Source organism: Streptomyces mobaraensis, assembly GCF_020099395.1.
In the GTDB taxonomy this organism is placed as follows: Bacteria; Actinomycetota; Actinomycetes; order Streptomycetales; family Streptomycetaceae; genus Streptomyces.
Genome location: NZ_CP083590.1, coordinates 6,838,307 through 6,862,798, shown reverse-complemented (window position 1 = coordinate 6,862,798; position 24,492 = coordinate 6,838,307). Strand labels below are relative to the sequence as shown.

Genomic DNA, 24,492 nt, shown 5'->3' with positions numbered 1-24,492 from the left:
TGGCCCTTCTCTGGCACGAACAGTTCCCGGGTGCCGGGCGGGGGTGGTCCCGCCCGGCGGTCAGGACCTGCGCAGTTCGTCGTCGACGATGTCGAGGAGCTCGTCGAGGGTCGCCGCGGTCACCGCGTCGTCGTCCCCGGCGGCGGGTTCCGCGTCGTTCTTCAGCTCGGTCAGCAGGTCGCGCAGCCGGGCCGCGATCCCGGCGCGGCCGGGGTCTCCGGCCGGGAGGGCCCGGACGGCGGCCTCCAGGCCGTCGAGTTCCGCGAATCCGGCCGCGGGCGCCGCCTGTTCGTCCGTCTCCAGCCGGGACCGCAGGTGCCGGGCGAGCGCGTCCGGGCTGGGGTGGTCGAAGGTGAGCGTGGCCGGCAGCCGCAGTCCGGTGGCGGCGGCGAGCCGGTTGCGCAGTTCGACGGCGCGCAGCGAGTCGAAGCCCGCTTCGAGGAAGCCCCGGCCGGTGTCGACCTCGTCCGGGGAGCCGTAGCCGAGGACGGTCGCGACATGGGCGCGGACGAGATCGAGCAGGACGCTGCCGCGCTCGGCGGGCGGCAGCGCCGCCAGCCGGTCGGCCAACCCGGTTTCCACAGCGGCAGGTTGGGCGGCCGCAGCCCGCCGCCCGGCCGGTGCCGCCAGCGTCCGCAGCAGCGGCGGCGGGGTGCCGGTCCCGGCCCGGAGGGCGGCGAGGTCGAGGCGGGCGGGGAGGACGAACGCCCGGTCCTGTCCGAGGGCCGCGTCGAACAGGGCGAGCCCCTCGGCGGCGGACAGCGGCAGGACGCCGGAGCGCCGCATCCTGGCCAGGTCGGCGTCGTCCATCGTCCCGGTCATGGCGCTGGTGTCGGCCCAATGGCCCCACGCCATCGACAGGCCCGGCAGGCCGAGCGCCCGCCGGTGGGCGGCGAGGCCGTCCAGGAAGGCGTTGGCGGCACCGTAGTTGGCCTGCCCGCCGTTGCCGAGGGTGCTGCCGGCGCCGGAGAACAGGACGAACATCGACAGTCCCGCGTCCCGCGTCAGCTCGTGCAGGTGCCAGGCCGCGTCGGCCTTCGGCCGCAGGACCGCGCTCATCCGGTCGGGGGTCAGGGCGGTGACGACGCCGTCGTCCAGGACGCCGGCCGCGTGGACGACGCCGGTCAGCGGCGGTTCGGCCGCGGCCACGACCCGCGCCAGCGCGTCCCGGTCGGCGACGTCGCAGGCCACAACGGTCACCCGGGCGCCCAACGCGGCGAGTTCGTCGACCAGTTCGGCGGCTCCGGGCGCGTCCGGCCCGCGCCGGCCGGCCAGCAGCAGGTTCCGTACGCCGTGGACGGTCACCAGGTGCCGGGCCAGCAGGCCGCCCAGCGTGCCGGTGCCGCCGGTGATCAGCACGGTCCCGTCCCCTGGTGCGACGACCTCCGCGCCGCCCGCCGCTACCGCGCGGGACAGCCGGGGGACGAGCACCCGGCCCGCCCGCACGGCCGCCCACGGCTCGTCGGCGAACGGCACCGCCGGCAGCGCGCGGACGGACGCCGCGTCCCCGTCGAGGTCCACGGCGGCGAACCGGCCCGGGTGCTCCACCCGCGCGGACCGCAGCGCACCGTGCACGGCGGCGGCCGCCAGGTCGGTGACGTCCTCGCCGTCGACGACGCTCACCGCGCCGCGCGTCACCCACACCACGCGGGTGTTCTCCAGGGCGGGGGCGGCGAGGCAGCCCTGGAGGACGGCCAGGGCACGGTGGACGGCGGTGTGGGTCGCGGCGGGGACGGGACCGGCGTCCGCTTCCGTCCAGGGGAGCAGCAGGACGTCCGGAGCCGGAGCCGCTTCGGCGAGCAGGGTCGCGACGTCGGCGTGGACGGTGACGGGGGTGCCCGCGTCCGTCAAGGCGGCCGCGAGGGCGTCGGCCTCGGGCGAGGAGCCCAGCACGGCCCAGGTGCCGCCCTGTGCCCCGCCCTTTTCGGCGCGCTCGGTCCAGTCGAGGCGGAACAGCGCGTCCCCCACGCCCGCCGCCGCGTTCCGCAGCTGCTCGGGCCGGACGGGCCGGACGGCGAGCGACGCGACGGAGGCCACCGGACGGCCGGTGGTGTCGGTCGTGGTCAGCGACACCGTGTCCGGGCCGGTCCGGGCGAGCCGGACGCGCAGCGCCGTCGCGCCGGTGGCGTGCACCTCGACGCCCGTCCAGGCGAACGGCAGCCGCACCTGGTCCACACCGTCCAGGAGGGTGGTGTGGAGGGCGGCGTCGAGCAGCGCCGGGTGGACGCCGAACCGGGCGGCGTCCGCCTGCTGTTCGGGGGCCAGCCGGACCTCGGCGAGGAACGCTTCCTCGGTCCGCCACGCCGCGCGCAGCCCCTGGAAGGCCGGGCCGTAGCCGAACCCGTCGCCCGCCAGGCGCTCGTAGAGCCCGTCGAGGTCCACGGGGATCGCCGCGGCGGGCGGCCAGGCGCCGGCGGCCGGGACGGCCGGCTCCGCCGCCGGGGTGGCGGCGAGCGTGCCGGTGGCGTGGCAGACCCAGCCGTCACCGGTGAACTCCCGGGCGGACGCGGCGGGTCGGGAGTGGATGCCGACCGGCCGCCGCCCGTCCGCGTCGGGCGCGCCGAGCCGTACCTGTACGTCGACCGCGCCGCGCTCGGGCAGGACGAGCGGCGCCTGGAGCGTCAGTTCCTCCAGGGCGCCGCAGCCGGCCTGGTCACCCGCGTACACGGCGAGTTCGACCAGTCCGGTGCCGGGCAGCAGGGCCGTGCCCCAGACGGCGTGGTCGGCGAGCCACGGGTGGCTCTCCGTCGACAACCGCCCGGTGAACAGCAGCCCTTCGCCCCCGGCCAGGGCCACGCCCGCGCCCAGCAGCGGATGCCCGGCGTCGGCCAGCCCGGCCTGCCCGACGTCCCCGGCGGGACGCGGGGCGTCGACCCAGAACCGCTCGCGCTGGAAGGCGTAGGTGGGGAGGTCGACGCGGTGGCGGGCGCCGGCCGGGAAGACGGTGGTCCAGTCGACGGCCACACCCTGGACGTACGCCTCGGCCAGGGAGGTCAGGAAGCGACGTCGGCCGCCCTCGTCGCGGCGCAACGAGCCGACGACCACGGCCGGTACGTCCGCCTCCTGCGCGGTCTCCTCGATGCCGACGGTGAGGACGGGGTGGGCGCTGCACTCGACGAACGTCCGGTGGCCCGCGGTCAGCAGATCGCCGATCACCGACTGGAAGCGGACGGTGCTGCGCAGGTTGCGGTACCAGTAGTCCGCGTCAAGTCCGGCCGTGTCGAAGACCTCACCGGTGAGCGTGGAGTGGAAGGGGACCGACCCGGAGCGGGGGCTGATGCCCGCCAGCTCCCGGTGGATCCGCTCCCGGATGCGCTCGACGTGCGCCGAGTGCGACGCGTAGTCGACCGGCACCCGCCGCGCCCGGATCTCCTGGGACTCGCAGTGCGCCAGCAACTCCTCCAGCGCACCGGCCTCACCGGACACCACCGTCGAGCGCGGGCCGTTGAGGGCGGCGACGGATATTCGCCCGTCCCACGACTCCAGCAGCGCCTCGGTCTCGGCGGCCGGCAGGGCGACGGACACCATGCCGCCCTCCCCCGCGATCTCCAGCAACGCCCGGGAACGCAGCGCGACGACGCGGGCACCGTCCTCCAGCGACAGACCACCCGCCACACACGCGGCGGCGATCTCGCCCTGCGAATGCCCCACCACGGCGACGGGCTCAACGCCCGACGACCGCCACAGCGCGGCCAGCGACACCATCACCGCCCACAGCACCGGCTGCACGACGTCAACGCGCTCCAGCCCGGGGGCGCCCGGCGCCTGCCGCAGCACATCGGTGAGCGACCACTCCACGTACGGGCCCAGCGCCCGCTCGCACTCGGCGATCCGCTCGGCGAACTCCTCGGAGGCGTCGAGCAGTTCGACGGCCATGCCGGCCCACTGCGACCCCTGCCCCGGGAACACGAACACCGGACCGTCGGCCTCGCCCGAGGCCACCCCGCTCACCACACCGGAGGCGATCTCACCGTCCGCCAACGCCCGCAGGCCCTCGCGCAGTTCACCGAGACCGTCCCCGATGATCACCGCCCGGTGCTCGAACGCCGAGCGCCCCGACGCCAGCGTCCACCCCACCCGGCCCGGGTCTGCGTCCCCGACGGCCTCGGCGAGCCGGGCGGCCTGGGCCCGCAGGGCCTGCGGGGAGCGGGCGGAGACCGCCCAGGGCAGGACGTCCGTGCAGCTGCTCTCGGGAGCGGCGGCGGACTCGTCCTCCGGCGCCTGTTCCAGGATGACGTGGGCGTTGGTGCCGCTGATGCCGAAGGCCGAGACGCCGGCGCGGCGCGGCCGGCCGTGCGTGTCCGGCCAGGCGCGGTGCTCGGTCAGCACCTCGACGCCGCCCGCCGACCAGTCGATGTGGCGGGACAGCCGGCTGACGTGCAGGGTCTGCGGGAGGACGCCGTGCCGCAGTGCCAGCACGGTCTTGATGACGCCCGCGACGCCGGCGGCGGCCTGGGTGTGGCCGATGTTGGACTTCACCGTGCCGAGCCAGAGCGGCCGGTCGGCGGGCCGGTCCTGGCCGTAGGTGGCGAGGAGCGCCTGGGCCTCGATCGGGTCGCCGAGCTTGGTGCCCGTGCCGTGTGCCTCGACCGTGTCGACGTCGGCCGCCGCCACCCGGGCGTTCGCCAGGGCTTCGCGGATGACACGCTGCTGGGAGGGGCCGTTGGGGGCGGCGAGCCCGTTGGAGGCGCCGTCCTGGTTGACGGCGGAGCCGCGGACGACGGCGAGCACCCGGTGGCCGTTGCGGCGGGCCTCGGAGAGGCGTTCGAGCAGGACGACGCCTGCTCCCTCGGAGAGGCCGAAGCCGTCGGCGTCGTCGGAGAACGCCTTGCAGCGGCCGTCCCTCGCCAGCCCGCGGAGCCGGCTGAAGCCGACGAACGCGTCCGGGGTGGGCATGACGACGCTGCCGCCGGCGAGCGCCATGGAGCAGTCGCCGGCACGGAGGGCCTGGCAGGCGAGGTGCAGGGCGACGAGGGACGACGAGCAGGCCGTCTCGACGGTGACCGCCGGGCCCTCCAGGCCGAACGCGTAGGCGAGGCGGCCGGAGACGACGCTGGTGACGCTGCCCGTCACCACGTAGTCGCCGATCTCGCGCGGCGCGTCCTGGGGGCGCGGCCCGTAGCCGTTGGTCATGGCGCCGATGAACGAGCCGGTGGCGCTGGAGCGCAGGGCCTCGCGGCCGATACCTGCCCGCTCGAACGCCTCCCAGGCGGTCTCCAGCAGCAGCCGCTGCTGCGGGTCCATGGCGAGGGCCTCGCGGGGGCTGATGCCGAAGAAGCCGGCGTCGAAGCGGTCGGCGCCGTGGACGAAGCCGCCCTCGCGGACGTAGCTGGTGCCGAGCCGGTCGGGGTCGGGGTCGTAGAGGTCGTCGAGGCGCCAGCCGCGGTCGGCGGGGAAGCCGGACACGGCGTCGCCGCCGGTGGCGACGAGCCGCCAGAGGTCCTCGGGGGTCTCGACGCCGCCGGGGAACCGGCAGGCCATGCCGACGATCGCGATCGGGTCGTCGTCGGCCGCCGGGAGGGCGGGGACCGGGGCCGCGGGCGCGGCGGGGGCCGGGGTGTCGCCGAGGATCAGGCCGGCGAGGTGGCCGGCGAGGGCGAGGGGGGTCGGGTAGTCGAAGACGAGGGTGGCGGGGAGCCGCAGTCCGGTGGCGGAGGCCAGCCGGTTGCGCAGCCCGACGGCCGTCAGCGACTCGAACCCGAGCTCCTTGAAGGCGCGTTCGGCGCCGATGGCGTCGGGCGCGGAGTGGCCGAGGACGGCCACGGCGTGCGTCCGGACGAGATCGAGGAGGGCGCGCCGGCGGTCGGCCGGGGGCAACGCGGCGAGACGGGCGCGGAGTTCGGCGCCCTCGCCGGCGGGCGCGGCGGGGGCCTTCCCGTCGTCCTTGGCCGGGCGGGCCTGCGGCAGGTCGCGCAGCAGGGCGCTGGGGCGGGCCGAGGTGAAGAGGGGGACGAAGCGGTCCCAGTCGATGTCGGCGACCGCGATGAAGGTGTCGCGGTGGTCGAGGACCTGCTGGAGCGCGGCGAGGGCGAGTTCGGTGCGCATCAGGGGCAGGCCCTGTTCGCGGACGCGCCGGCGCCGGTCGGCCACGTCCAGGCCGTGGTCCTCCCAGGTGCGCACGGCGTCCTCCCAGACGCCCCAGGCCACGGTGGTCAGCGGGAGGCCGCGGGCCCTGCCGTGCTCGGCGAACGCGTCGAGGGCGGCGTTGGCGGCGGCGTACGCGGCGTGCTCACCGCTGCCCCAGACGCTGGCGATCGACGAGAACATGACGAAGGCGTCGAGCTCGGCCGGGTCGAGGAGGTCGGCCAGGTGCCGGGCGCCGGCCATCTTGGCGGCGACGGCGTCGGCCAGGGCGTCGTACGTGGTGGTGTCGACGCGGTCCAGCTCGATGTGCGCGGCCGTGTGCAGCACGGTTCGGACCGTACGGCCGTCCTCCGCGAGCCCGGCGAGCAGGGCGGCGACGGCGTCCCGGTCGGCGAGGTCGCAGGCGGCGAGGGTGACGTCGGCGCCCAACGCCGTGATCTCGTCGCGGAGTTCGCGCGCCCCCGGGGCTTCGGCCCCACGACGGCTGACGAGGACGAGGTGCTCGGCCCCGGAGGCGGCCAGCCACTGGGCGAGCCGCCGGCCGAGGACGCCCGTGCCGCCGGTCACCAGGACGGTGCCGCGCGGCTTCCAGTCCCGGGCCGGCCGGGCGTCGCCCAGCGGCGCGGAGAGCATCCGCCGGGCGAACAGCCCGGCGGGACGGACGGCGAGCTGGTCCTCGGCGTCCGCGGCGGGGCCGGTGTGCGGACGGGCGATTCCGGCGGCGGGTACGGCCTCCTCGGGAGCCGGTCCGGCGGTTCCGGCGGCCGACTCGGCGGTCGCGACGGCCGACCCGGTGCCACCGGCCACCGATCCAGCGTCCCCTGAGGCGGGTGCGCCCGTACGACGGCCCACCCCCGCGCCGCCCGCCAGCGCCCCGCAGAACCGGTCGAGCGTCCGCTCGTCCGGGTCCACGCCGCCCGGCAGGTCCAGCAGACCGCCCCAGCGTTCCGGGTGCTCCACCGCGACGACCCGGCCGAGGCCCCAGACCTGGGCCTGGACGGGATCGGCCGGCGGGTCGGAGGGGCCGGTGGCGACCGCGCCGCGCGTGGCGCACCACAGGGGCGCGGTCACGCCCGCGTCGCCCAGGGCCTGGACCAGGCCGAGCGTCAGGAAGACGCCGGTGCCCGTGTCGGGGCGGCCGGCCCACGGCCGGGTGTCCAGGGCGAGGAAGGACAGCACGCCCGCCGGTTCCGCGCCGGCCAGGGCGGTGCGGAGGGAGTCGGCGAGGGAGTGCCGGCCGGCGTCCGCCGCGGGCGGCGAGACGGTGACGACGGAGACGCCGCGGGCCGTCAGGGCGTCCACGACCGCCGCCGGCCACGGGTCGTCCGCGTGCCCCTCGGGCAGGACGACGAGCCAGGTGCCGGAGGGTCCGGCGCCCACGGCGCCGACGGGTTTCCAGCCGATCCGGTAGCGCCAGCCGTCCACGGCGTCGCGCTCGCGGCTCCGCCGCCGCCAGGAGGACAGGACCGGGAGGAGGGAGGCCACGGAGGTGCGCTGTTCGTCGTCCTCCACCCGCAGGGCGGCGGCGAGGGCGTCGGCGTCCCCGTCCTCGACGGCGCTCCAGAAGCCGGCCTCCGGTCCGTCGGCGGGCCCGGCCTCCTCCGGCGCGGTCTCCTCCAGCCAGTAACGGCGGTGCTGGAACGCGTAGGTGGGCAGGTCGACGAGGCGGCGGGCGCCGCCCGAGAAGAGCGAGGGCCAGTCGACGGCGAGGCCCTGGGTGTACGCCTCGGCCATGGAGGTCAGGAAGCGCCGCCAGTCGCCCTCGTCGCGGCGCAGCGAGCCGACGACGACGGCCGGGACGTCCGCCTCCTGCGCGGTCTCCTCGACCCCGACGGTCAGCACCGGATGGGCGCTGCACTCGACGAACGCCCGGTGCCCGGCGGCCAGCAGCCCCTCGATCACCGACTGGAAGCGGACGGTGCCGCGCAGGTTGCGGTACCAGTAGTCCGCGTCAAGACCGGCCGTGTCGAACACCTCGCCGGTGAGGGTGGAGTGGAACGGCACCGAGCCCGAGTGCGGCCGGACGTCCGCCAGTTCGCCCCGGATCCGCTCGCGGATGCGCTCGACGTGCGCCGAGTGCGACGCGTAGTCGACGGGCACGCGCCGGGCCCGGATCTCATCGGCCTCGCAGTGGGCCATGAGCTCGTCCAGCGCGCTCGCGTCCCCGCAGACCACCGTGGACCGGGGGCCGTTGAGGGCGGCGACGGATATGCGGCCGTCCCAGGCCGCGACCAGCGTCTCCGTCTCGGCGGCGGGCAGGGCGACGGACATCATCCCACCCTCGCCGGCGATCTCCAGCAGCGCCCGCGACCGCAGCGCCACCACCCGGGCGCCGTCCTCCAGCGTGAGCCCGCCCGCCACGCACGCGGCGGCGATCTCGCCCTGCGAGTGCCCCACGACGGCGGCGGGTTCCACGCCCACGGACCGCCACAGTTCGGCGAGCGACACCATCACGGCCCACAGCGCCGGCTGCACGACGTCCACCCGGTCGAGCCCGGGGGCGCCTTCCGCGCCGCGCAGCACGTCCACCAGGGACCAGTCCACGAACGGTGCCAGCGCCCGCTCGCAGTCGGCCATCCGCCCGGCGAACACCTCGCTGGAGCCGAGGAGTTCGACGGCCATGCCGAGCCACTGCGAGCCCTGGCCGGGGAAGACGAAGACGGGCCGGCCGAGGGAACCGCCGCCGGTCGCCCCGGTCACCAGGGTGGGGGCGGCGTCGCCGGTGGTGAGGGCGGTGAGGCCGGTGAGGAGTTCCTCGCGGTCGCCGCCGATGACGACGGCCCGCTGTTCGAGGGCCGCGCGCCCGGTGGCGAGGGACCAGCCGACCTCGCCGGCGGGCCACTCGGCGTGGCCGGTGACCTCCGTGCGCAGCCGGGCCGCCTGCTCGCGCAGGGCCTCGGGCGTACGGGCGGAGAGCAGCCAGGGCAGGACGCCGGAGCCGTCGGCCACCGCGCCGGCGCCGGTGGGCTCGTCGGCGCCGTCGGCGGGGGCCTGTTCGATGATGACGTGGGCGTTGGTGCCGCTGATGCCGAAGGAGGAGACGGCGGCCCGGCGCGGCCGGGCGGCCTCGGGCCAGGGCCGCTCCTCGGTGAGCAGGGCGACGCCGCCGGCCTCCCAGTCGACGTGCGGGGTGGGCGCGTCGACGTGGAGGGTGCGCGGGAGGACGCCGTTGCGCAGCGCCATCACCATCTTGATGACGCCGGCGACGCCCGCGGCAGCCTGGGTGTGGCCGAGGTTGGACTTGAGCGAGCCGAGCCACAGCGGCCGGTCCGCCGCACGTCCCTTGCCGTAGGTGGCGAGGAGCGCCTGGGCCTCGATCGGGTCGCCGAGCTTCGTCCCGGTGCCGTGTGCCTCCACGGCGTCCACGTCGGCGGGGGTCAGCCGGGCGCCGGCGAGGGCGTCGCGGATGACGCGCTGCTGGGCGGGGCCGTTGGGGGCGGAAAAGCCGCTGCTGCCGCCGTCCTGGTTGACGGCGGAGCCGCGCAGGACGGCGAGGATCCGGTGGCCGTTGCGGCGGGCGTCGGAGAGCCGTTCGAGGAGCAGGACGCCGGCGCCCTCGGCCCAGCCGGTGCCTTCCGCGCCGGCGGCGAACGAGCGGCAGCGGCCGTCCGGGGACAGCGCGCGCTGCCGGCTGAACTCGACGAAGCCGAGGGTGTCGGCCATGACGGTGACGCCGCCGGCCAGGGCGAGGGTGCACTCCTGGCGCCGGAGGGACTGGCAGGCGAGGTGGGCTGCCACCAGGGACGAGGAACAGGCGGTGTCGACGGTGACGGCGGGGCCTTCGAGGCCGAGGGTGTAGGCGATGCGGCCGGAGACGACGCTGCCCTGCCCGCCGGTCATCAGATAGCCCTCGAGGTCCTCGGGGGCCTTGCGCAGCCGGGACGCGTAGTCCATCTGCATCACGCCGGCGAACACGCCGGTGCGCGTGCCGCGGACGGACGACGGGTCGATGCCGGCCCGTTCGAACGCCTCCCAGGCGGTCTCCAGCAGCAGCCGCTGCTGCGGGTGCATGGCCGTGGCCTCGCGGGGGCTGATGCCGAAGAAGTCGGCGTCGAAGCGGCCGGCGTCGTGGACGAAGCCGCCCTCCCGGACATAGGTGCGGCCGGGGGTGTCGGGGTCCGGGTCGTAGAGGGCGTCGACGTCCCAGCCGCGGTCCTCGGGGAACGGGGTGATGGCGTCGGTGCCGGTGGCGACGAGCCGCCACAGGTCCTCGGGGGACCGGACGTCACCGGGCAGGCGGCAGGCCATGCCGACGATGGCGATGGGCTCGGACTGCGCCTCGGTCAGCTTGCGGTTCTGCTGCCGGAGCTGTTCCGCCTCCTTGAGGGAAACCCTCAGCGCCTTGATGACTTCTTCGCTGGATGCGGTCACAGCTCACTCCGAAGGTCTGTTCCGTGCCGGTCGGTTGTCGTCGAGTCGGTTGTCATCAAGTCGGATGTCGGCAAGTCGGTTGCCGCCGCGTCGGTCGCCGGCAGGTCAGGTGTCACCGAGCGCCACCCGTACGAGGCTCTGGAGGTCCATGCTGTCCAGGTCGTCCCCGTCGCTCCCGCCGTCGCCCTCACCGTCGGACGTGCCGCCCTCCTCGCCGACGGGGACCCCGGCGGCCTCGGCGAGCCGCAGCAGTTCCGGCAGCAGGCCGGCGTCCCGGAAGCGGTCCAGCGGGACGGCCGCGAGGGCGCGGCGGAACTCCCGCTCTTCGGGGAGGCTTTCGGGCGGTCCGTCGGCGGGGCCGGCGGCGTCGGTGGGACGGAGTTCCTCGTGCAGGTAGCGGCCGACCGCGGCCGGGGTGGGGTGGTCGAAGATCAGGGTGGGGGGCAGCCGGCGGCCGGCGGCGGCGCCGAGCCGGTTGCGGAACTCCAGGGCCGTGAGGGAGTCCAGGCCGAGCTCCAGGAAGCCCCGGTCGAGGTCGAGGGTGTGCGGGGCGGAGTGGCCGAGGACGTCGGCGAGCCGGCCGCGGACGAGTTCGAGGAGGACGCGTTCGCGTTCGGCGTCCGGGAGCCCGGCGAGCCGCTGCTCCAGCGGCTCCTCCCGGACCGTCTCGGCGGGCCGCCGGGCGGGGGCCCGGACGAGGCCGCGCAGCAGGGCGGGCACCTCGGCCCGGGCCCGGGCGCCGGCGGTGTCCAGCCGGGCGGGCACGAGCAGGGCGCGGCCCTCGTCCCCGCCGGCCGTGAGGGCGGCGTCGAAGAGGGCGAGGCCCTGGTCGACGGCCATGGGCAGCAGCCCGGCGCGGCTCAGCCGGCGGACGTCGGCGTCGTCCAGGTGGCCGGTCATGCCGCTCGCCTCCGCCCACAGGCCCCAGGCGAGGGAGAGGGCGGGCAGGCCCTGGGCGCGCCGGTGGTGGGCGAGGGCGTCCAGGAAGGTGTTGGCGGCGGCGTAGTTGGCCTGTCCGGCGGTGCCGAGGAGCCCCGCAGCCGAGGAGAACAGGACGAAGGCGTCCAGCTTCTGATGCCTCGTCAGCTCGTGGAGGTGCCAGGCGGCGTCCGTCTTGGGGCGGGTGACGGCGTCCATCCGGTCGGGTGTCAGGGAGGCGACGACGCCGTCGTCCAGGACGCCGGCGAGGTGCACGACGGCCGTCAGCGGCGGCTCGGCGGCGGCCACGACCGCGGCCAGGGCGTCCCGGTCGGCCGCGTCGCAGGCCGCCACGGTCACCCGGGCGCCCAGGGCGGTCAGTTCGTCCGTCAGCTCCGTCGCGCCGTCGGCGGCGGGGCCGCGCCGGCTGACGAGCAGCAGGTCGCGGACGCCGTGGGCGGTGACCAGGTGGCGGGCGAGCGTCCCGCCGAGGAGGCCGGTGCCGCCGGTGAGGAGGACGGTGCCTCCGCCTCCGAAGCCGGACGCGCCGTCGGCGACGGTGGCCCGGGCCAGCCGGGGCACCCGTATCTCGCCCGCGCGGACGGCGAGTTGGGGCTCGTCGTCGGCCGTCAGGGCGCGCAGCAGGGCGGGGGCGGCGGCCGGGCCGGTGTCGTCGGTGTCCAGCAGGGTGAGGCGGCCGGGGTTCTCGGTCTGCGCCGAGCGGGCCAGGCCCCAGACGGGGGCGTGCGCCAGGTCGGGGACGTCCTCGTCGGGGGCGGCGGCGACCGCGCCCCGGGTGAGGAGGACCAGGCGGGAGGCGGCGAACCGCTCGTCGGCGAGCCAGGACCGCACCAGGTGCAGGGCGTGGTGGCCGGCCGTGCGCGCCGCCCCGGCGGCGTCCTCGCGCTCCGGCGCGCCGGGCTCGGGGAGCAGCGGGACGAGGACGACGCGGGGGGCCGGGGTGCCGTCGGCGACGGCCCGGGTGAGGGCCGCGAGGTCCGGGTGGGCGGCGGCGCGGGCGCCGGCGGCGGTCAGGGTGCCGGCGAGGGCGTCGGCCCCGGGCCCGGCCACGGCGAGGGGCGCGGCGGGGGCCGGCGCGGCGTCGTCGGGCAGGGTGGTCCAGGCGAGTTCGTGGAGCGGCGGGCGGGTGCCGTGGGCGGCGGCGCGCAGCTGCTCCGGGGTGACGGGCCGGAGCGTCAGCGAGGCGATGCGGGCGGCCGGGCGGCCGCCGGCGTCGGTCGCCTCCAGGGACAGGGTGTCGGTCCCGGTGCGGGAGAGGCGGACGCGGAGCGTGGTGGCCCCGGCGGCGGCCGCCGTCACGCCCGTCCAGGCGAAGGGCAGGCGGACGCCGTCGGTGCCGTCGAGCAGGCTCGCGTGCAGGGCCGCGTCGAGGAGGGCGGGGTGGACGGCGTAGGCGCCGGCGTCCCCGTGCGCGTCCTCGGGGAGCCGGACCTCGGCGAGGAGGTCGTCACCGTGCCGCCAGGCGGCGGTCAGGCCCTGGAAGACGGGCCCGTACTCGAACCCGGTGGCGGCGAGCCGGTCGTAGGCGCCGTCCAGGTTGACGGGGGTGGCACCGGGCGGCGGCCAGGCGGCGGGGTGGGGGGCCGGGAGGGTCCCGGAGGCGGCGGAGGTGCCGGTGGCGTCCCCGGACCACGCCTCCCCCACACCCGCGACGGGCGGGCCGGAGGTACCGGCGCCGCCGGCCCGCGCCTCCCGCGCGTTGTACTCCGGCGAGTCGCCCACGGGGGCGAGCACGCCCGAGGCGTTCCGCGTCCACGCTTCGCCCGCCTCGTCCGACCCACCGGACCTGCCAGGCCCATCAGGCTCATGAGACCCATCAGACCCACCGGACACGCCGCGCTCCGGGCGTGAGTGGACCGTGACGGGCCGGCGGCCCTGCTCGTCCGCCGCCCCGGCCCGGATCTGGACCGCCACCGCCGCGTCCGCCGGGTCCGCCGGCAGGACCAGTGGCGCCTCCAGCGTCAGTTCCTCGACGGTGTCGCAACCGCCGCCGGCGCCTGCCCGCAGGGCCAGTTCCACGAGAGCGGTACCCGGGAGCAGGATGGTGCCCCGGACGGCGTGGTCGGCGAGCCAGGGGTGGGTGGCGAGGGAGAGCCGGCCGGTGAGGACGGTCTCGTCGCCGCCGGCGAGGGTGAGGCCGGCGCCGAGCAGGGGGTGGCCGGCGTCGGCGAGTCCGGCCGCCCGGAGGTCGCCGGCGGGCCGGGGCGCGGTGGCCCAGAACCGCTCGCCGCGGAACGGGTACGTGGGCAGCTCGGGCGTGAAGCGGCGCGCGTGCTCGGGGAACAGCCCGGCCCAGTCCACCGGCAGGCCGCGGGTGTACGCCTCGGCGAGCGAGGTGAGGAACCGGCGCGGCCCGCCCTCGTCCCGGCGCAGCGAGCCGGTGACGACGGCCGGCCGCCCGGCCTCCTCGGCGGTCTCCTCGACGCTCACGGTGAGCACGGGGTGCGGGCTGCACTCGACGAACGCGTGCCGGCCGCGCGCGGCGAGCTCCCGGACGACGGGCGCGAACCGCACGGTGGTCCGCAGGTTGGTGTACCAGTACGCGGCGTCGAGCCGGGCGGTGTCGGTGACCTCGCCGGTGACGGTGGAGTGGAAGGGGACGGTCCCGGTGCGGGGCCGGAGGTCCGCCAGGTCGGCGAGGATCCGGTCGCGGACGCGTTCGACCTGGGCGGAGTGGGAGGCGTAGTCGACGGGGATGCGCCGCGCCCGGATCCCCCGTTCCTCACTGCGGGCCAACAGGTCGTCAAGGGCGGCGGGTTCGCCGGAGACGACGGTGGACAGCGGCCCGTTGAGCGCGGCCACCGACACGCGTCCGTCGTAGGCGGCGATGAGCTCGGCGGTGGCGTCGGCGCCGAGGGAGACGGCCACCATGCCGCCGTCGCCCGCCAGTTCCTCGCGGATGACCCGGGAGCGCAGGGCGACGACGCGGGCGCCGTCCTCCAGGGACAGGCCCCCGGCGACGCAGGCGGCGGCGATCTCGCCCTGGGAGTGCCCGACGACGGCGACCGGTTCCACGCCCGCCGAGCGCCACAGCCCGGCCAGCGAGACCATGACCGCCCACAGGACGGGCTGGACGACGTCCACCCGGTCGAGGCCGGGGGCCCCGGGACGCTGTCGCAGCACGTCGGTCAGGGACCAGTCGACGAACGGGTCGAGCGCGCGTTCGCAGTCGGCGATCCGGTCGGCGAACTCGGCTTGGTCGTCGAGGAGTCCGACGGCCATGCCCGCCCACTGGGAACCCTGTCCGGGGAAGACGAACACGGCCCCGGCGAGCGGCGCGGCCGTGCCGGTGACGGCCTCGGGGGCGTCCTCGCCCCGGGCGACGGCCTCCAGGCCGCGCAGCAGTTCGTCGCGGCCGTCGCCGACGACCACCGCGCGGTGCGCGAACGCCGACCGCCCGGCCGCCAGCGACCAGCCGGCCGCCGCCGGGTCGTCCGGGGCCCCGGCCGCGAGGCGTCCGGCCTGCTCCCGCAGGGCCTCCGGGGTACGGGCGGAGAGCACCCACGGCACGACGCCCGGGCCGGCGTCGCGGGCCGCCGGCGTCCCGTCCTCCGGTGCCTGCTCGACGATGACGTGGGCGTTGGTGCCGCTGATGCCGAATCCGGAGACGCCCGCGCGGCGCGGCCGCCCGGTCTCGGGCCAGGGCCGCTCCTCGGTCAGCACCTCGACCGCGCCCGCCGACCAGTCGACGCCCGGCGACGGCTCGTCGACGTGCAGGGTGCGCGGCAGGACGCCGTGCCGCAGGGCCATCACCATCTTGATGACGCCGGCCACGCCGGCCGCCGCCTGGGTGTGCCCGATGTTGGACTTGAGCGATCCGAGCCACAACGGCCGGTCGGCGGGCCGCCCTTGGCCGTAGGTGGCGAGCAGCGCCTCCGCCTCGATCGGGTCGCCGAGCCTGGTGCCCGTCCCGTGCGCCTCGACGGCGTCGACCTCGTCGGCGTTCAGTCCCGCGTCGGCGAGGGCCTCCCGGACCAGGCGCCGCTGGGCGCGGCCGTTGGGGGCGGTGAGGCCGTTGGAGGCGCCGTCCTGGTTGACGGCGGAGCCCCGGAGGACGGCGAGCACGGGGTGGCCGTTGCGGCGCGCCGCGGAGAGGGGTTCCAGCAGCAGGAGCCCGACGCCCTCGCCCCACGCCGTGCCGTCCGCCGCCGCGGCGAACGCCTTGCACCGCCCGTCGGGGGCCAGCCCGCGCTGCCGGCTGAACTGGACGAACAGGCCGGGCGCCGACATCACCGTCGCGCCGCCGGCCAGGGCGAGCGAGCACTCACCGCGCCGCAGCGACTGGCAGGCGAGGTGCAGGGCGACCAGCGACGAGGAGCAGGCGGTGTCCACGGTGAGGGCGGGCCCGTCCAGCCCGAGCACGTACGACAGCCGCCCGGAGAGGACGCTGCCCTCGGTGCCGGTGAGCAGGTGGCCCTCGATGCCCTCGGCCGGCTCGTACAGGCGGGGGCCGTACTCCTGCCGCATGGCGCCGACGAACACGCCGGTCGCGGAGGAGCGCAGCCCGGCCGGGTCGATCCCCGCGCGTTCGCACGCCTCCCAGGCGGTCTCCAGCAGCAGCCGCTGCTGTGGCTCCATGGCCAGCGCCTCGCGGGGGCTGATGCCGAAGAAGTCGGCGTCGAAACGGTCGGCGTCGTGCAGGAACGAACCATGCCGGACGTAGGTGGTGCCGGGCCGGTCGGGGTCGGGATGCTGGAGGGCGGCGAGGTCCCAGCCGCGTCCGGCGGGGAACTCCGAGCGGGTCTCCCGGCCCTCCGCGACCAGCCGCCACAGCTCCTCGGGCGTGCGGACGCCCCCGGGGAAGCGGCAGCCCATGCCGACGACGGCGATGGGCTCGTCGGCGGCCGGCCGGCCGGAGGTGCGGCGCGCGGCGGTCCGGCGGGCGGCGGGCTCGGGGCGCGGGTCGAGCAGCAGCGCGCGCAGGTGCTCGGCGAGGGCGGCGGGTGTCGGGTGGTCGTAGAGCAGGCCGGTGGGCAGCGGGAGCCCGGTGGCGTCCCGGAGCCGGTTGCGGAGGGCGACGCCGGCGGCGGAGTCGAGGCCGAGCTCGCGGAAGGTGCGGTCGTCCCCGGCGTCGGGCCCGGCGCCGTCGAGGAGGGACGACGCGTGCGTGCGCACCAACTCCTGCAGCGCGCGCCGCTGTTCGGGTACGGGCAGGGGGGCGAGGCGGCGGGCGAGGGCGGACCCGGCGTCCGGCTCGGGGGCGGCGCACCGGAAGGGGTACGAGGGCAGTTCCACGCGCCGCGCCCCGGCGAGGGCGGGCAGGGCCGTCCAGTCGGCGTCCACGCCGTGCGCGTGGAGTTCGGCGAGGGCGGCGAGGAAGCGGCCGGGCCCGCCGTGGTCCCGGCGCAGCGTCTCCACGACCACGCCGCCCGCGCCCGCCCCGGCGTCGTCGAGCGTGTCCTGGAGGCCCACGGTGAGGACGGGGTGCGGGGAGACCTCTGCGAACGCCCGGTGGCCGTCCCGGACGAGCGAGCGGGCCGCCGCGTCGAAGCGGATCGGCTCGGTGATGTTGCGGCACCAGTAGGCGCCGTCCAGCTCGCGGGTGTCGAGGCGGTCGCCGGTGAGGGAGGAGTAGAACGGTATGCGGGACGGGCCCGGGGCGAGGTCCCGCAGGTCGGCCAGCAACCGCTCGTGCTGCGACAGCAGTTGGGGCGAGTGGGCGGCGAGGCCGTTGCTCAGCCTGCGGGCGCGGACGCCGTCCGCCGCGAGTTCGTCCAGCAGCTCGGCGACGGCCGGGCGCTCCCCGGAGACGAGGGTGGCGCGCGGGCCGTTGGCGCCGGCGAACACCAGCCGGTCGCCGAACCGGGCGAGCCGGGAGGTCAGTTCGTCCGGGGGCAAGAGGACGGAGGCCATGTCGCCGCGCCCGGCCAGGCGGGCCTGCGCCGCGCTCCAGGGCACGACGACGCGGGCCGCGTCCTCCAGGCTCAGCGCCCCGGCGACGTGCGCGGCGGCGATCTCGCCCAGACTGGCGCCGACGACGGCGGCGGGCTCCACGCCGTGGGCGCGCCAGAGGGCGGCGAGGGAGACCATGACGGCGAACAGCACCGGCTGGACGACGTCGGCTCGCCCGGCGTCGGGGCCGCCCTCCGCGCCGCGCAGGACGTCCAGCAGGGACCAGCCGGTCAGCGGGTCGAGCACGGCGGCGCAGGCGTGCAGCCGGACGCGGAACTCCGGTGAGCCTTCGAGGAGTTCGCGTGCCATGCCGGGCCACTGGGTGCCCTGCCCGGGGAAGACGAACACGGCCCGGCCACCGTCCGTCCCGCCGGGCGCGGCCGTGCCCCGGACGATCCCGGGGGCGCCGTCGCCCGCCGCCAGGGCGGTCAGGGCCCGCACGGCGTCCGCGCGGTCGGCGACGAGCAGGACGGCGCGGTGCGGGAGCAGCGGGCGGGTGGCGGCCAGCGAGAGACCGATGTCGCCGAGCCCGTCCTCGGGGTGCTCCTCGACGTGCCGCAGCAGCCGCCCCGCCTGGGCCCGCAGCGCGCCTTCGCCGCGCGCGGAGATCCGCCAGGGGGTGAGGGCGGGAGAGTCGGCGGCGGGCGCCCGGCCGGCCACGGGCTCCGGGCCGCCCGTCTCGGCGGCCGCCGCCGCGAAGCCGTCCGGCACCTCCAGCCGGACGCCGTCCACGGTCACGCCGTCCCAGTCGCCGCCGGCCGCGCCGGTCAGCGCGGCGAGGAAGTCGACGACATGGACCCCCTCCGCACCGGCCTCCGCACCGGCCTGGTCCGACGGACCGTCACCCGCGGCCCCACCCCCGGCGGCGAGCCGCAGCACGCGGTGGATCCGGTCCCCGTCCCGCACCGCGTGCGACCACGGCTTGAGGACGACGGCGAAGGCGCCGGCCGCGGCGGACGGGCCGAGGCGCGCGGCCCCGGCCACGGCGAGGCCGTACCGGCCGGCGCCCAGCGCACGGACCGCCCGGGCGACGGCGGCACCGGGCTCCTCGTCCGGCGGCGTCGCGGCGTCGGGCCCGGCCAGGCCGAGGGCGGAGACGACGACGTCCGTCGCCCCGCCGGACGGAACGGCGGCGGATGCGCCCTCGGGAACGCCGGGGAAGCCGGGCGCGTCGAGGAAAAGGCCGGCCGGTACGCCGCCCGCCCCCGGCACGATGCCGGCGTTCTCCAGCGCCGCCCAGCCGAGCTCCGTCAACAGCCGCGACTCCGCGCCGAGTCGGTCCGCCTCTTCCACGGAAAGGCCGAAGAATTCCGCGTCGAACAATGCCGGGTCGCACCAGGAAACGGCGTGCGGAGCCGGCTCCCCGCCCATCTCCCGGCCTATTCCGTCACCCGGGCCGCCGACGAGCGTCCGCCGTATGTCCGCCGGGTCCAGGGCCCACGGTGTGCGCCCGGCCATTCCGATGACGGCCACCGCCTCACCCGGGGCGAAGGGCGGTTCCGGCGCAAGGCGTTCGGAATTGCTCATCGGTCTGCTCCCCGTTACCCGGCTGCGCTCTCGGACATGAATAGGACGCGGCCCTTCACCGCTTTCTTTCCGGACTTCTCCGGACGACTCCGGGCACCCTAGCGCGGCCGTCTTGGTGGCGACTTGAAGCCGTCTTGGATCGCTCTTGGACGACGAACGGGTGACGTGGGAAACAAGAAAGAAACAATGGGGTTCACGGAATTACGTCGCCGAAATCCACCGCACACCGTCGGCGGCGTGAACCTTTTCCGAACGAGGGCCGACGGAAGCGTCACGCCCGCGGCCGCCCGGAAGGCGCCGGGCGACTTTCCGGAAGGGGTCCGACCGGAGGGGCGGGGTCCGGCACCGCTGCCGGTTCCCGTGCGCCGCACCAGCGGTCTTGCGTCCCGCACGTGTTGTTCGTCACGTTTATGCGAGGCCATTACGTGTCAATGGGACCCCTCTCGTCGATCATGCCCGGAAGACACTGGTGCGTACGGAGGCGTCCTGTTGGATCATCTGCCGTCCGGGAACGGAAGCCCGACTGCCCACGTCAGGAAAAAAGGGGCACACTTGGCCGCGGAGGTGCGAACGAACGTGCGCCTCGGATCGTCATGCACGGAAACGGTCTCGGAGCCGGCGGGGGCGACCATTCCCGGGTGCCGGCCGCCGTCAGGAGTCGTGACAGGAGGAAAGTGTCGATGTCCATAACTGCCGGGTTACAGATCAGCGTTCTGGGTCCGCTGGAGGTCCGGGCGGGAGGGCTGCCGGTGGATCTGGGGCCGGCCCGCCAACGCGCCGTACTGGCCGCCCTTTTGTTGACACCGGGTGAAGCGGTCACCACCGAACGGCTGACCGAGGCCGTATGGCCGCGCAACCCGCCCAGTGCCGTGATGACGACTCTGCACAGCTATGTGTCCAATCTGCGAAGGAAATTGGAACCAAGCAGTCCACCACGGTGCCGTAACCGGATTCTGCGCCGGGAGGCTTCCGGATACGTCCTCGCCGTGGAACCCGAACGCATCGATGTCTGCCGTTTCGAACAGCTGCTCCGCGACGGCCGCCGGCTCCTCCTGGAGGGCCGCCACCAGGCCGCCGGCCACACCCTGGAGTCCTGCCTGGCCCTGTGGCGCGGCACGCCCTACCCCGAGATGTGCGACGACGCACTGGGCACACAGGCCGCGGCCCGCCTGGAGGAGCTGCGGCTGCTGGCCCTGGAGAGCCGCTGGGAGGCCGAACTGGCCCAGGAGCAGGACTACTCCGTGATCGCCGCCGACCTGGCGACGCTCAGCATGAAGTTCCCGACCCGGGAGCGCCTGAGCTGGCTGCACATGCAGGCCCTCTACCGGGCGGGCCGCCAGGCGGAGGCGCTCAAGGTCTACCACCAGACGCGGCGCCTGCTGGCGGACGAGTACGGCGTCGACCCGTGCCCGGAGCTGCAGGACCTGTTCGGCTCCATCCTCCGGGGCGCCTCGGCCGTCGGACGGGCGCGCCCGGGCGCGATGCTCTAGCGGCCGCCGCCGATCACGGTCCGACCCGAGCGGTCCCGCAACGCCCGTGTTCCGGGCGGGCGTTCACCCTCGCCCTGCCGGCCGTACCGGCTGCCTGCCCCGATGCCCCGTCGCAGCGCCGCCGCCGCTCGCGCTCCTTCCCCGGCACTCATCCCCTGTGACCGGGCAGGCGCACCGGCATGCCGGCCGGAGCGCGCCCGTGCGGCGGAACGGGGGCGTCGGGCCCCGGGAGCGGTGGTGGCCGACCGCCGCCGCGCGCGGTCCGGGGCGGCGGGCGCCCGCGCGGGGGCGCGCCGCCGGATTCCGCGCGCCGGGCGGATCCGGCCGTTTCGCGCCACGTCCCACGTGGCCCGTCCTGTTGCCGCATCCTGGAGTCCGGACTTCCGGCCGGGAGCGAAGGAGTTCAGGTGGGGAAACCGCGACTGCCACTCGCCGAGTACGTCGCCGGCCTGCCCAAGGCGGCCGTGTACGGGGCACTGTTCTTCACCGACACCGAGGAACGCCCGCTGCAGCTGCGGTCCTCGGTGAAACAGGGGCTGTGGCAGTTCCCGGGCGGGGACATGGACCCCGGCGAGACGCCGTTCGGCACGGCCGTGCGGGAGTGCCGGGAGGAGACGGGCATCGTCTTCACCGGCCGGCCGCGGCTGCTCGCCGTGGACTTCGCCCCGCCGGGGCCGTGGCCGGTGGCGAAGACCGGGTTCGTCTTCGACGGCGGCCGCCTCGGCCGGGAGGCGCTGTCCCGCATCGTCCTGGACCCCGGCGAGCACGACGCCTGGGAGGTGCGGCCGATGGACGACTGGGCCCGGACCATGGACAGCCGCTCCTGGCGGCGGCTCGCGGCCGTCAACCGGGCGCGGCGCACCGGCACCACGGTCTACCTGGAGAACGTCCCGGACCCCGCCTGCTGACGCGCCGCCCCCGACGGCCCGGCGGGTTCCGTGCCGTCAGCGGCGTACATGCCCGTACCGGGCGGCGGGCCCGTCGAGTTCGGGCTCGCCGAACCGCTCCCGCAGCGCCCGGAACACATCGGCCTTCTCCGGCCCGAACAGCCGGGCGAGCCCGGCGGCGTAGGTCTCGGCGGAGAGGAACGCCGGCGGGTCGCTCTTGGTGTGGAACTTGTCGGCGTACATGACCAGTTGCTCCTCGACCGTCGACGCGACGTAGTCCGCCTCCGGCAGCGGCAGCCCCTGCCGGCGGATGTCCTCCCGGGTGAGGCCGACGCCGGTGTGGCACGAGCAGAAGCGGCACAGCCGCTCCGGGAACCCCTCCCGGCGCAGGAGCTCGTGCCCGATCACCCCGTGCCGCACGTACTCCCCGTGCCGCGGCCGGCCGTCCGCGTCCAACAGCTCGTAAACCCCGATGTCGTGCAGCAGCGCCCCCGCCCGCACCAACTCCGCGTCCGCCTCCGGCGCCGCCTCGTCCCGCAGCCGCTCGGCGAGTTCCGCCACGATGAGGCAGTGGGTGTAGACGAGCTCGAACGCCTCGGGGGTGGGCGCGTACTTCTCGTGGAGGGCGCGGATGTCGTCGGGCGTCGGCAGGGAGGACATCCTCGCAGCGTAACAATCCAGGGGAGGAAGGGCGACGGGCGTGGGACGGCGTACGGGGCGCGAGGCGCGGGGGCGCGGGCGGACGCGGGACGGGCCCGGCCCGTGCGCCCGCGCGGCCGCCCCGGCGGATCGGGCGGGGGGGGCGTCGGGCGGGTGTGGCGAGGGAGAGGGCCGAGCCCGGACACGGGCGGGCCGGACACGAGCGGGCCGGGCACCTCGCCGGCAGCCGCACGCCGGGAACCGGGAGCGCCACGCCGAGAAGGCGCCCACGCCCGGCGGACGTCACCGGCCGTACGGTGTCACACTCCCGACGCCGCTGATACGCGGCGCCCCCGCGCGGGCGGGTGTGGTGAGGGAGAGGGCCGAGCCCGGACGCGGGCGGGCCGGACACCTCGCCAGGAGCCGCACGCCGGGAACCGGGAGCGCCACGCCGAGAAGGCGCCCACGCCCGGCGGACGTCACCGGTCGTACGGTGTCACACTCCCCGCGCCGCTGACACGCGGCGCCCCCGCGCGGACGACCGCGGGCCCGCTCTCCCCGCGCGACGCGGCGGCTCCACCTCCGCCGGCCGGACGACCGGGACGCGGACGTCGGGTGGAGTCCACGAGCGGTGACCAGCCGGGCGTCAGACAGTAGTCGCGACAGCCTGCGCCGCGCGGTCCACCTGCCGCGCGCGGCGTGCACGGCCTGCTCGTCCGCGGCGTCGAACTGCCCGGCGAGGCCGCGGGCATGGGCCGGCACCGTACGCGCTCGCCCGGCGCGGTGCCCTCCGCGCGCCGGGCGGCAGCGGAAGTCGCACCGCCCGCCCATCCCCGGCGGCCGCCCGGGAACCGCCCCACCCCCGCCCGGCGTTCTCAGGAGCGGGACGTGGGGGCCGGTACGGGTCCGGTGTGGGCGGCGTCCCGTTCCCGTACGGCGAGGACGTGATGACCGATGAGCACGCTGGTCCCCGGAGCCACCCTGGAGCTGCCCGACGGCGCCCTGACCGTGGAGGTGACGGGCCCCTACGACGTGTCGGTGCTGATCACCGGCGCGGACGGGAAGGTGGCGGGCGACGCCGACTTCCTCTTCTACAACCAGCCGTCGGCGCCCGGCGTCCGGCTGGGTTCCGGCCGGGTCGTGGTGGACCGTTCGGCCCTCCGCCCGGGGGCGAGCCGGCTGACGGTCGTCGTGAGCCCCGAGGACCCCGGGGCCCGGCCGGCCGCGCTGCCCGTCCCGGGCCTGCGGGTCACCGGGCCGGGCGGCCGGGCCCTCGCCCGGTTCGCGCCGCCGCGGCCGACGGACGAGACGGTGCTGCTCCTCGCCGAGGTCTACCGCCGCGGTCCGGGCTGGAAGCTGCGTGCCCTGGGCCAGGGGTACGCGGACGGCCTGGCGGGCGTGGCGCGGGACTTCGGCGTCGAGGTGGCGGACGAGCCCGGCTCCCCCGTCACAACGGCCACCCCCGGTCCCGGAACGACCGCCCCCGGCCCCGGCTCCCCCACCGCGACGGCCACCCCCGGCCCCGCCCCGGACGACGCGCGCTCCTTCGCCGCCCTCGTCAACGCCGAGCGCGCCCGGGCCGGTGTGCCGCCGGTGGCGGCGGACGCGCGGCTCGCCGAGGCCGCGCGCCGGCACGCCGACGGTATGGCCCGGCAGGGCCGGCTGGACTCCGAGGGCCCGTCCGGCATCTCGGTGTTCCAGCAGGTCACGGCGTGCGGTTACGCCTACCTCGGGCTGGCGGAGCAGCTGGTGTCGGGGCCGCGGTCGCCCGCCGGGTTCCTGGAGTTCTGCCTGGGGGACGCCCGTTCGTCGGGCCCGGTGCGGGACCCCGCCCTCACGGCGGTGGGGCTGGCCCGCGCGGTGGACGGGCGCTCGGGCGACACGTTCTGGACGGCGCTGTGGGCCCGACCGTTCACACCCGACGGGCTGGCCCGCACGGCCGCCGCCGTCCTCGCCCTCACCAACACCCACCGCACCGCCTCCGGACTGCGCCCCCTCTCCCCCGATCCCCGGCTCACGGCCGCGGCCCAGGCGCACAGCGCGGACATGGCGGCGCGCGGCTACCACTCCCACGTCTCCCCGGGCGGCGGGCGGCCCTGGGACCGCGCCGTCGCGGCGGGCTGCGTCCACCGTTCCATAGGTGAGAACATCGCGTGCGGCCAGCGCTCGCCCGCCGAGGTCGTCGAGGGCTGGATGAACAGCCCCGGCCACCGCGCCAACATCCTCACCCCGTCCTTCACCCACCTGGGCACGGGCTTCGCGGGCGGCGGCCCGGCGGGCACCTACTGGACCCAGCTCTTCGGCGGCGCCGCCTGACCGGCCGTACGGCCACGGGCGACGAACTCCGCCGCGACCGCCGCGGCCCGCGCCTGGACCACCGCGCGGCCGCACCTGCCGCTGTCCTCGCGGAGCCGGCCCGGCAGCACGTCCGGCGCGCGCCGGCTGCCGGAGACCACCGATCTGCCGGTGGACCGGATCACCCTCACCGCCGCGTCCGGTCTCGGCACCGGCGCCTCCCTCCGCCGGCACCTGTCCGCCGAGGCGGGGGTGCCCCCGGCGGCCTACCGCCCGACGTTCCGGGCGTATGGGGATCCCGAGAAGCAAACCCTCACCGCGACGCGGAATTTGAGACATCCGCGCCATGACTTTCCGTCACCGGACGC

At 76.7% G+C, this 24,492-nt stretch carries 7 protein-coding genes; 3 read left to right on the top strand and 4 right to left on the bottom strand.

The window, feature by feature from the left end; genetic code table 11:
- Positions 1 to 60 precede the first annotated feature (60 nt).
- Positions 61 to 10,455, bottom strand: a complete 10,395-nt coding sequence (locus K7I03_RS30470; RefSeq protein ID WP_185940938.1) for a type I polyketide synthase — start codon at positions 10,453 to 10,455, stop codon at positions 61 to 63.
- Between the two features lie 105 nt (positions 10,456 to 10,560).
- Entirely contained in the window at positions 10,561 to 18,813 is an 8,253-nt protein-coding gene (locus tag K7I03_RS30465) for a type I polyketide synthase (RefSeq protein ID WP_185940937.1), read from the bottom strand.
- Between the two features lie 680 nt (positions 18,814 to 19,493).
- Here K7I03_RS30465 and K7I03_RS30460 point away from each other — a divergent pair.
- Together K7I03_RS30460 and K7I03_RS30455 are read left to right on the top strand one after the other, a co-directional pair.
- Complete coding sequence (locus K7I03_RS30460) at positions 19,494 to 20,303, top strand: AfsR/SARP family transcriptional regulator (RefSeq protein ID WP_185940936.1); 810 nt, start codon at positions 19,494 to 19,496, stop codon at positions 20,301 to 20,303.
- Between the two features lie 407 nt (positions 20,304 to 20,710).
- A complete protein-coding gene (locus K7I03_RS30455; protein ID WP_185940935.1) occupies positions 20,711 to 21,211 on the top strand; it encodes an NUDIX domain-containing protein in 501 nt (166 codons plus the stop codon).
- 36 nt (positions 21,212 to 21,247) lie between these two features.
- Here K7I03_RS30455 and K7I03_RS30450 read toward each other — a convergent pair whose 3' ends face one another.
- The gene (locus K7I03_RS30450; protein WP_185940934.1) at positions 21,248 to 21,850 is read right to left on the bottom strand and encodes an HD domain-containing protein; all 603 of its coding nucleotides are present in this window, start codon (positions 21,848 to 21,850) and stop codon (positions 21,248 to 21,250) included.
- A 933-nt stretch (positions 21,851 to 22,783) separates the two neighbouring features.
- Here K7I03_RS30450 and K7I03_RS30445 point away from each other — a divergent pair.
- The gene (locus tag K7I03_RS30445) at positions 22,784 to 24,145 is read left to right on the top strand and encodes a CAP domain-containing protein (protein ID WP_185940933.1); all 1,362 of its coding nucleotides are present in this window, start codon (positions 22,784 to 22,786) and stop codon (positions 24,143 to 24,145) included.
- On the opposite strand, the gene K7I03_RS30440 is transcribed toward K7I03_RS30445, so the two are convergent.
- Entirely contained in the window at positions 24,112 to 24,336 is a 225-nt protein-coding gene (locus K7I03_RS30440) for a hypothetical protein (RefSeq protein ID WP_185940932.1), read from the bottom strand. The genes K7I03_RS30445 and K7I03_RS30440 overlap by 34 nt on opposite strands.
- Between the last annotated feature and the right edge of the window lie 156 nt (positions 24,337 to 24,492).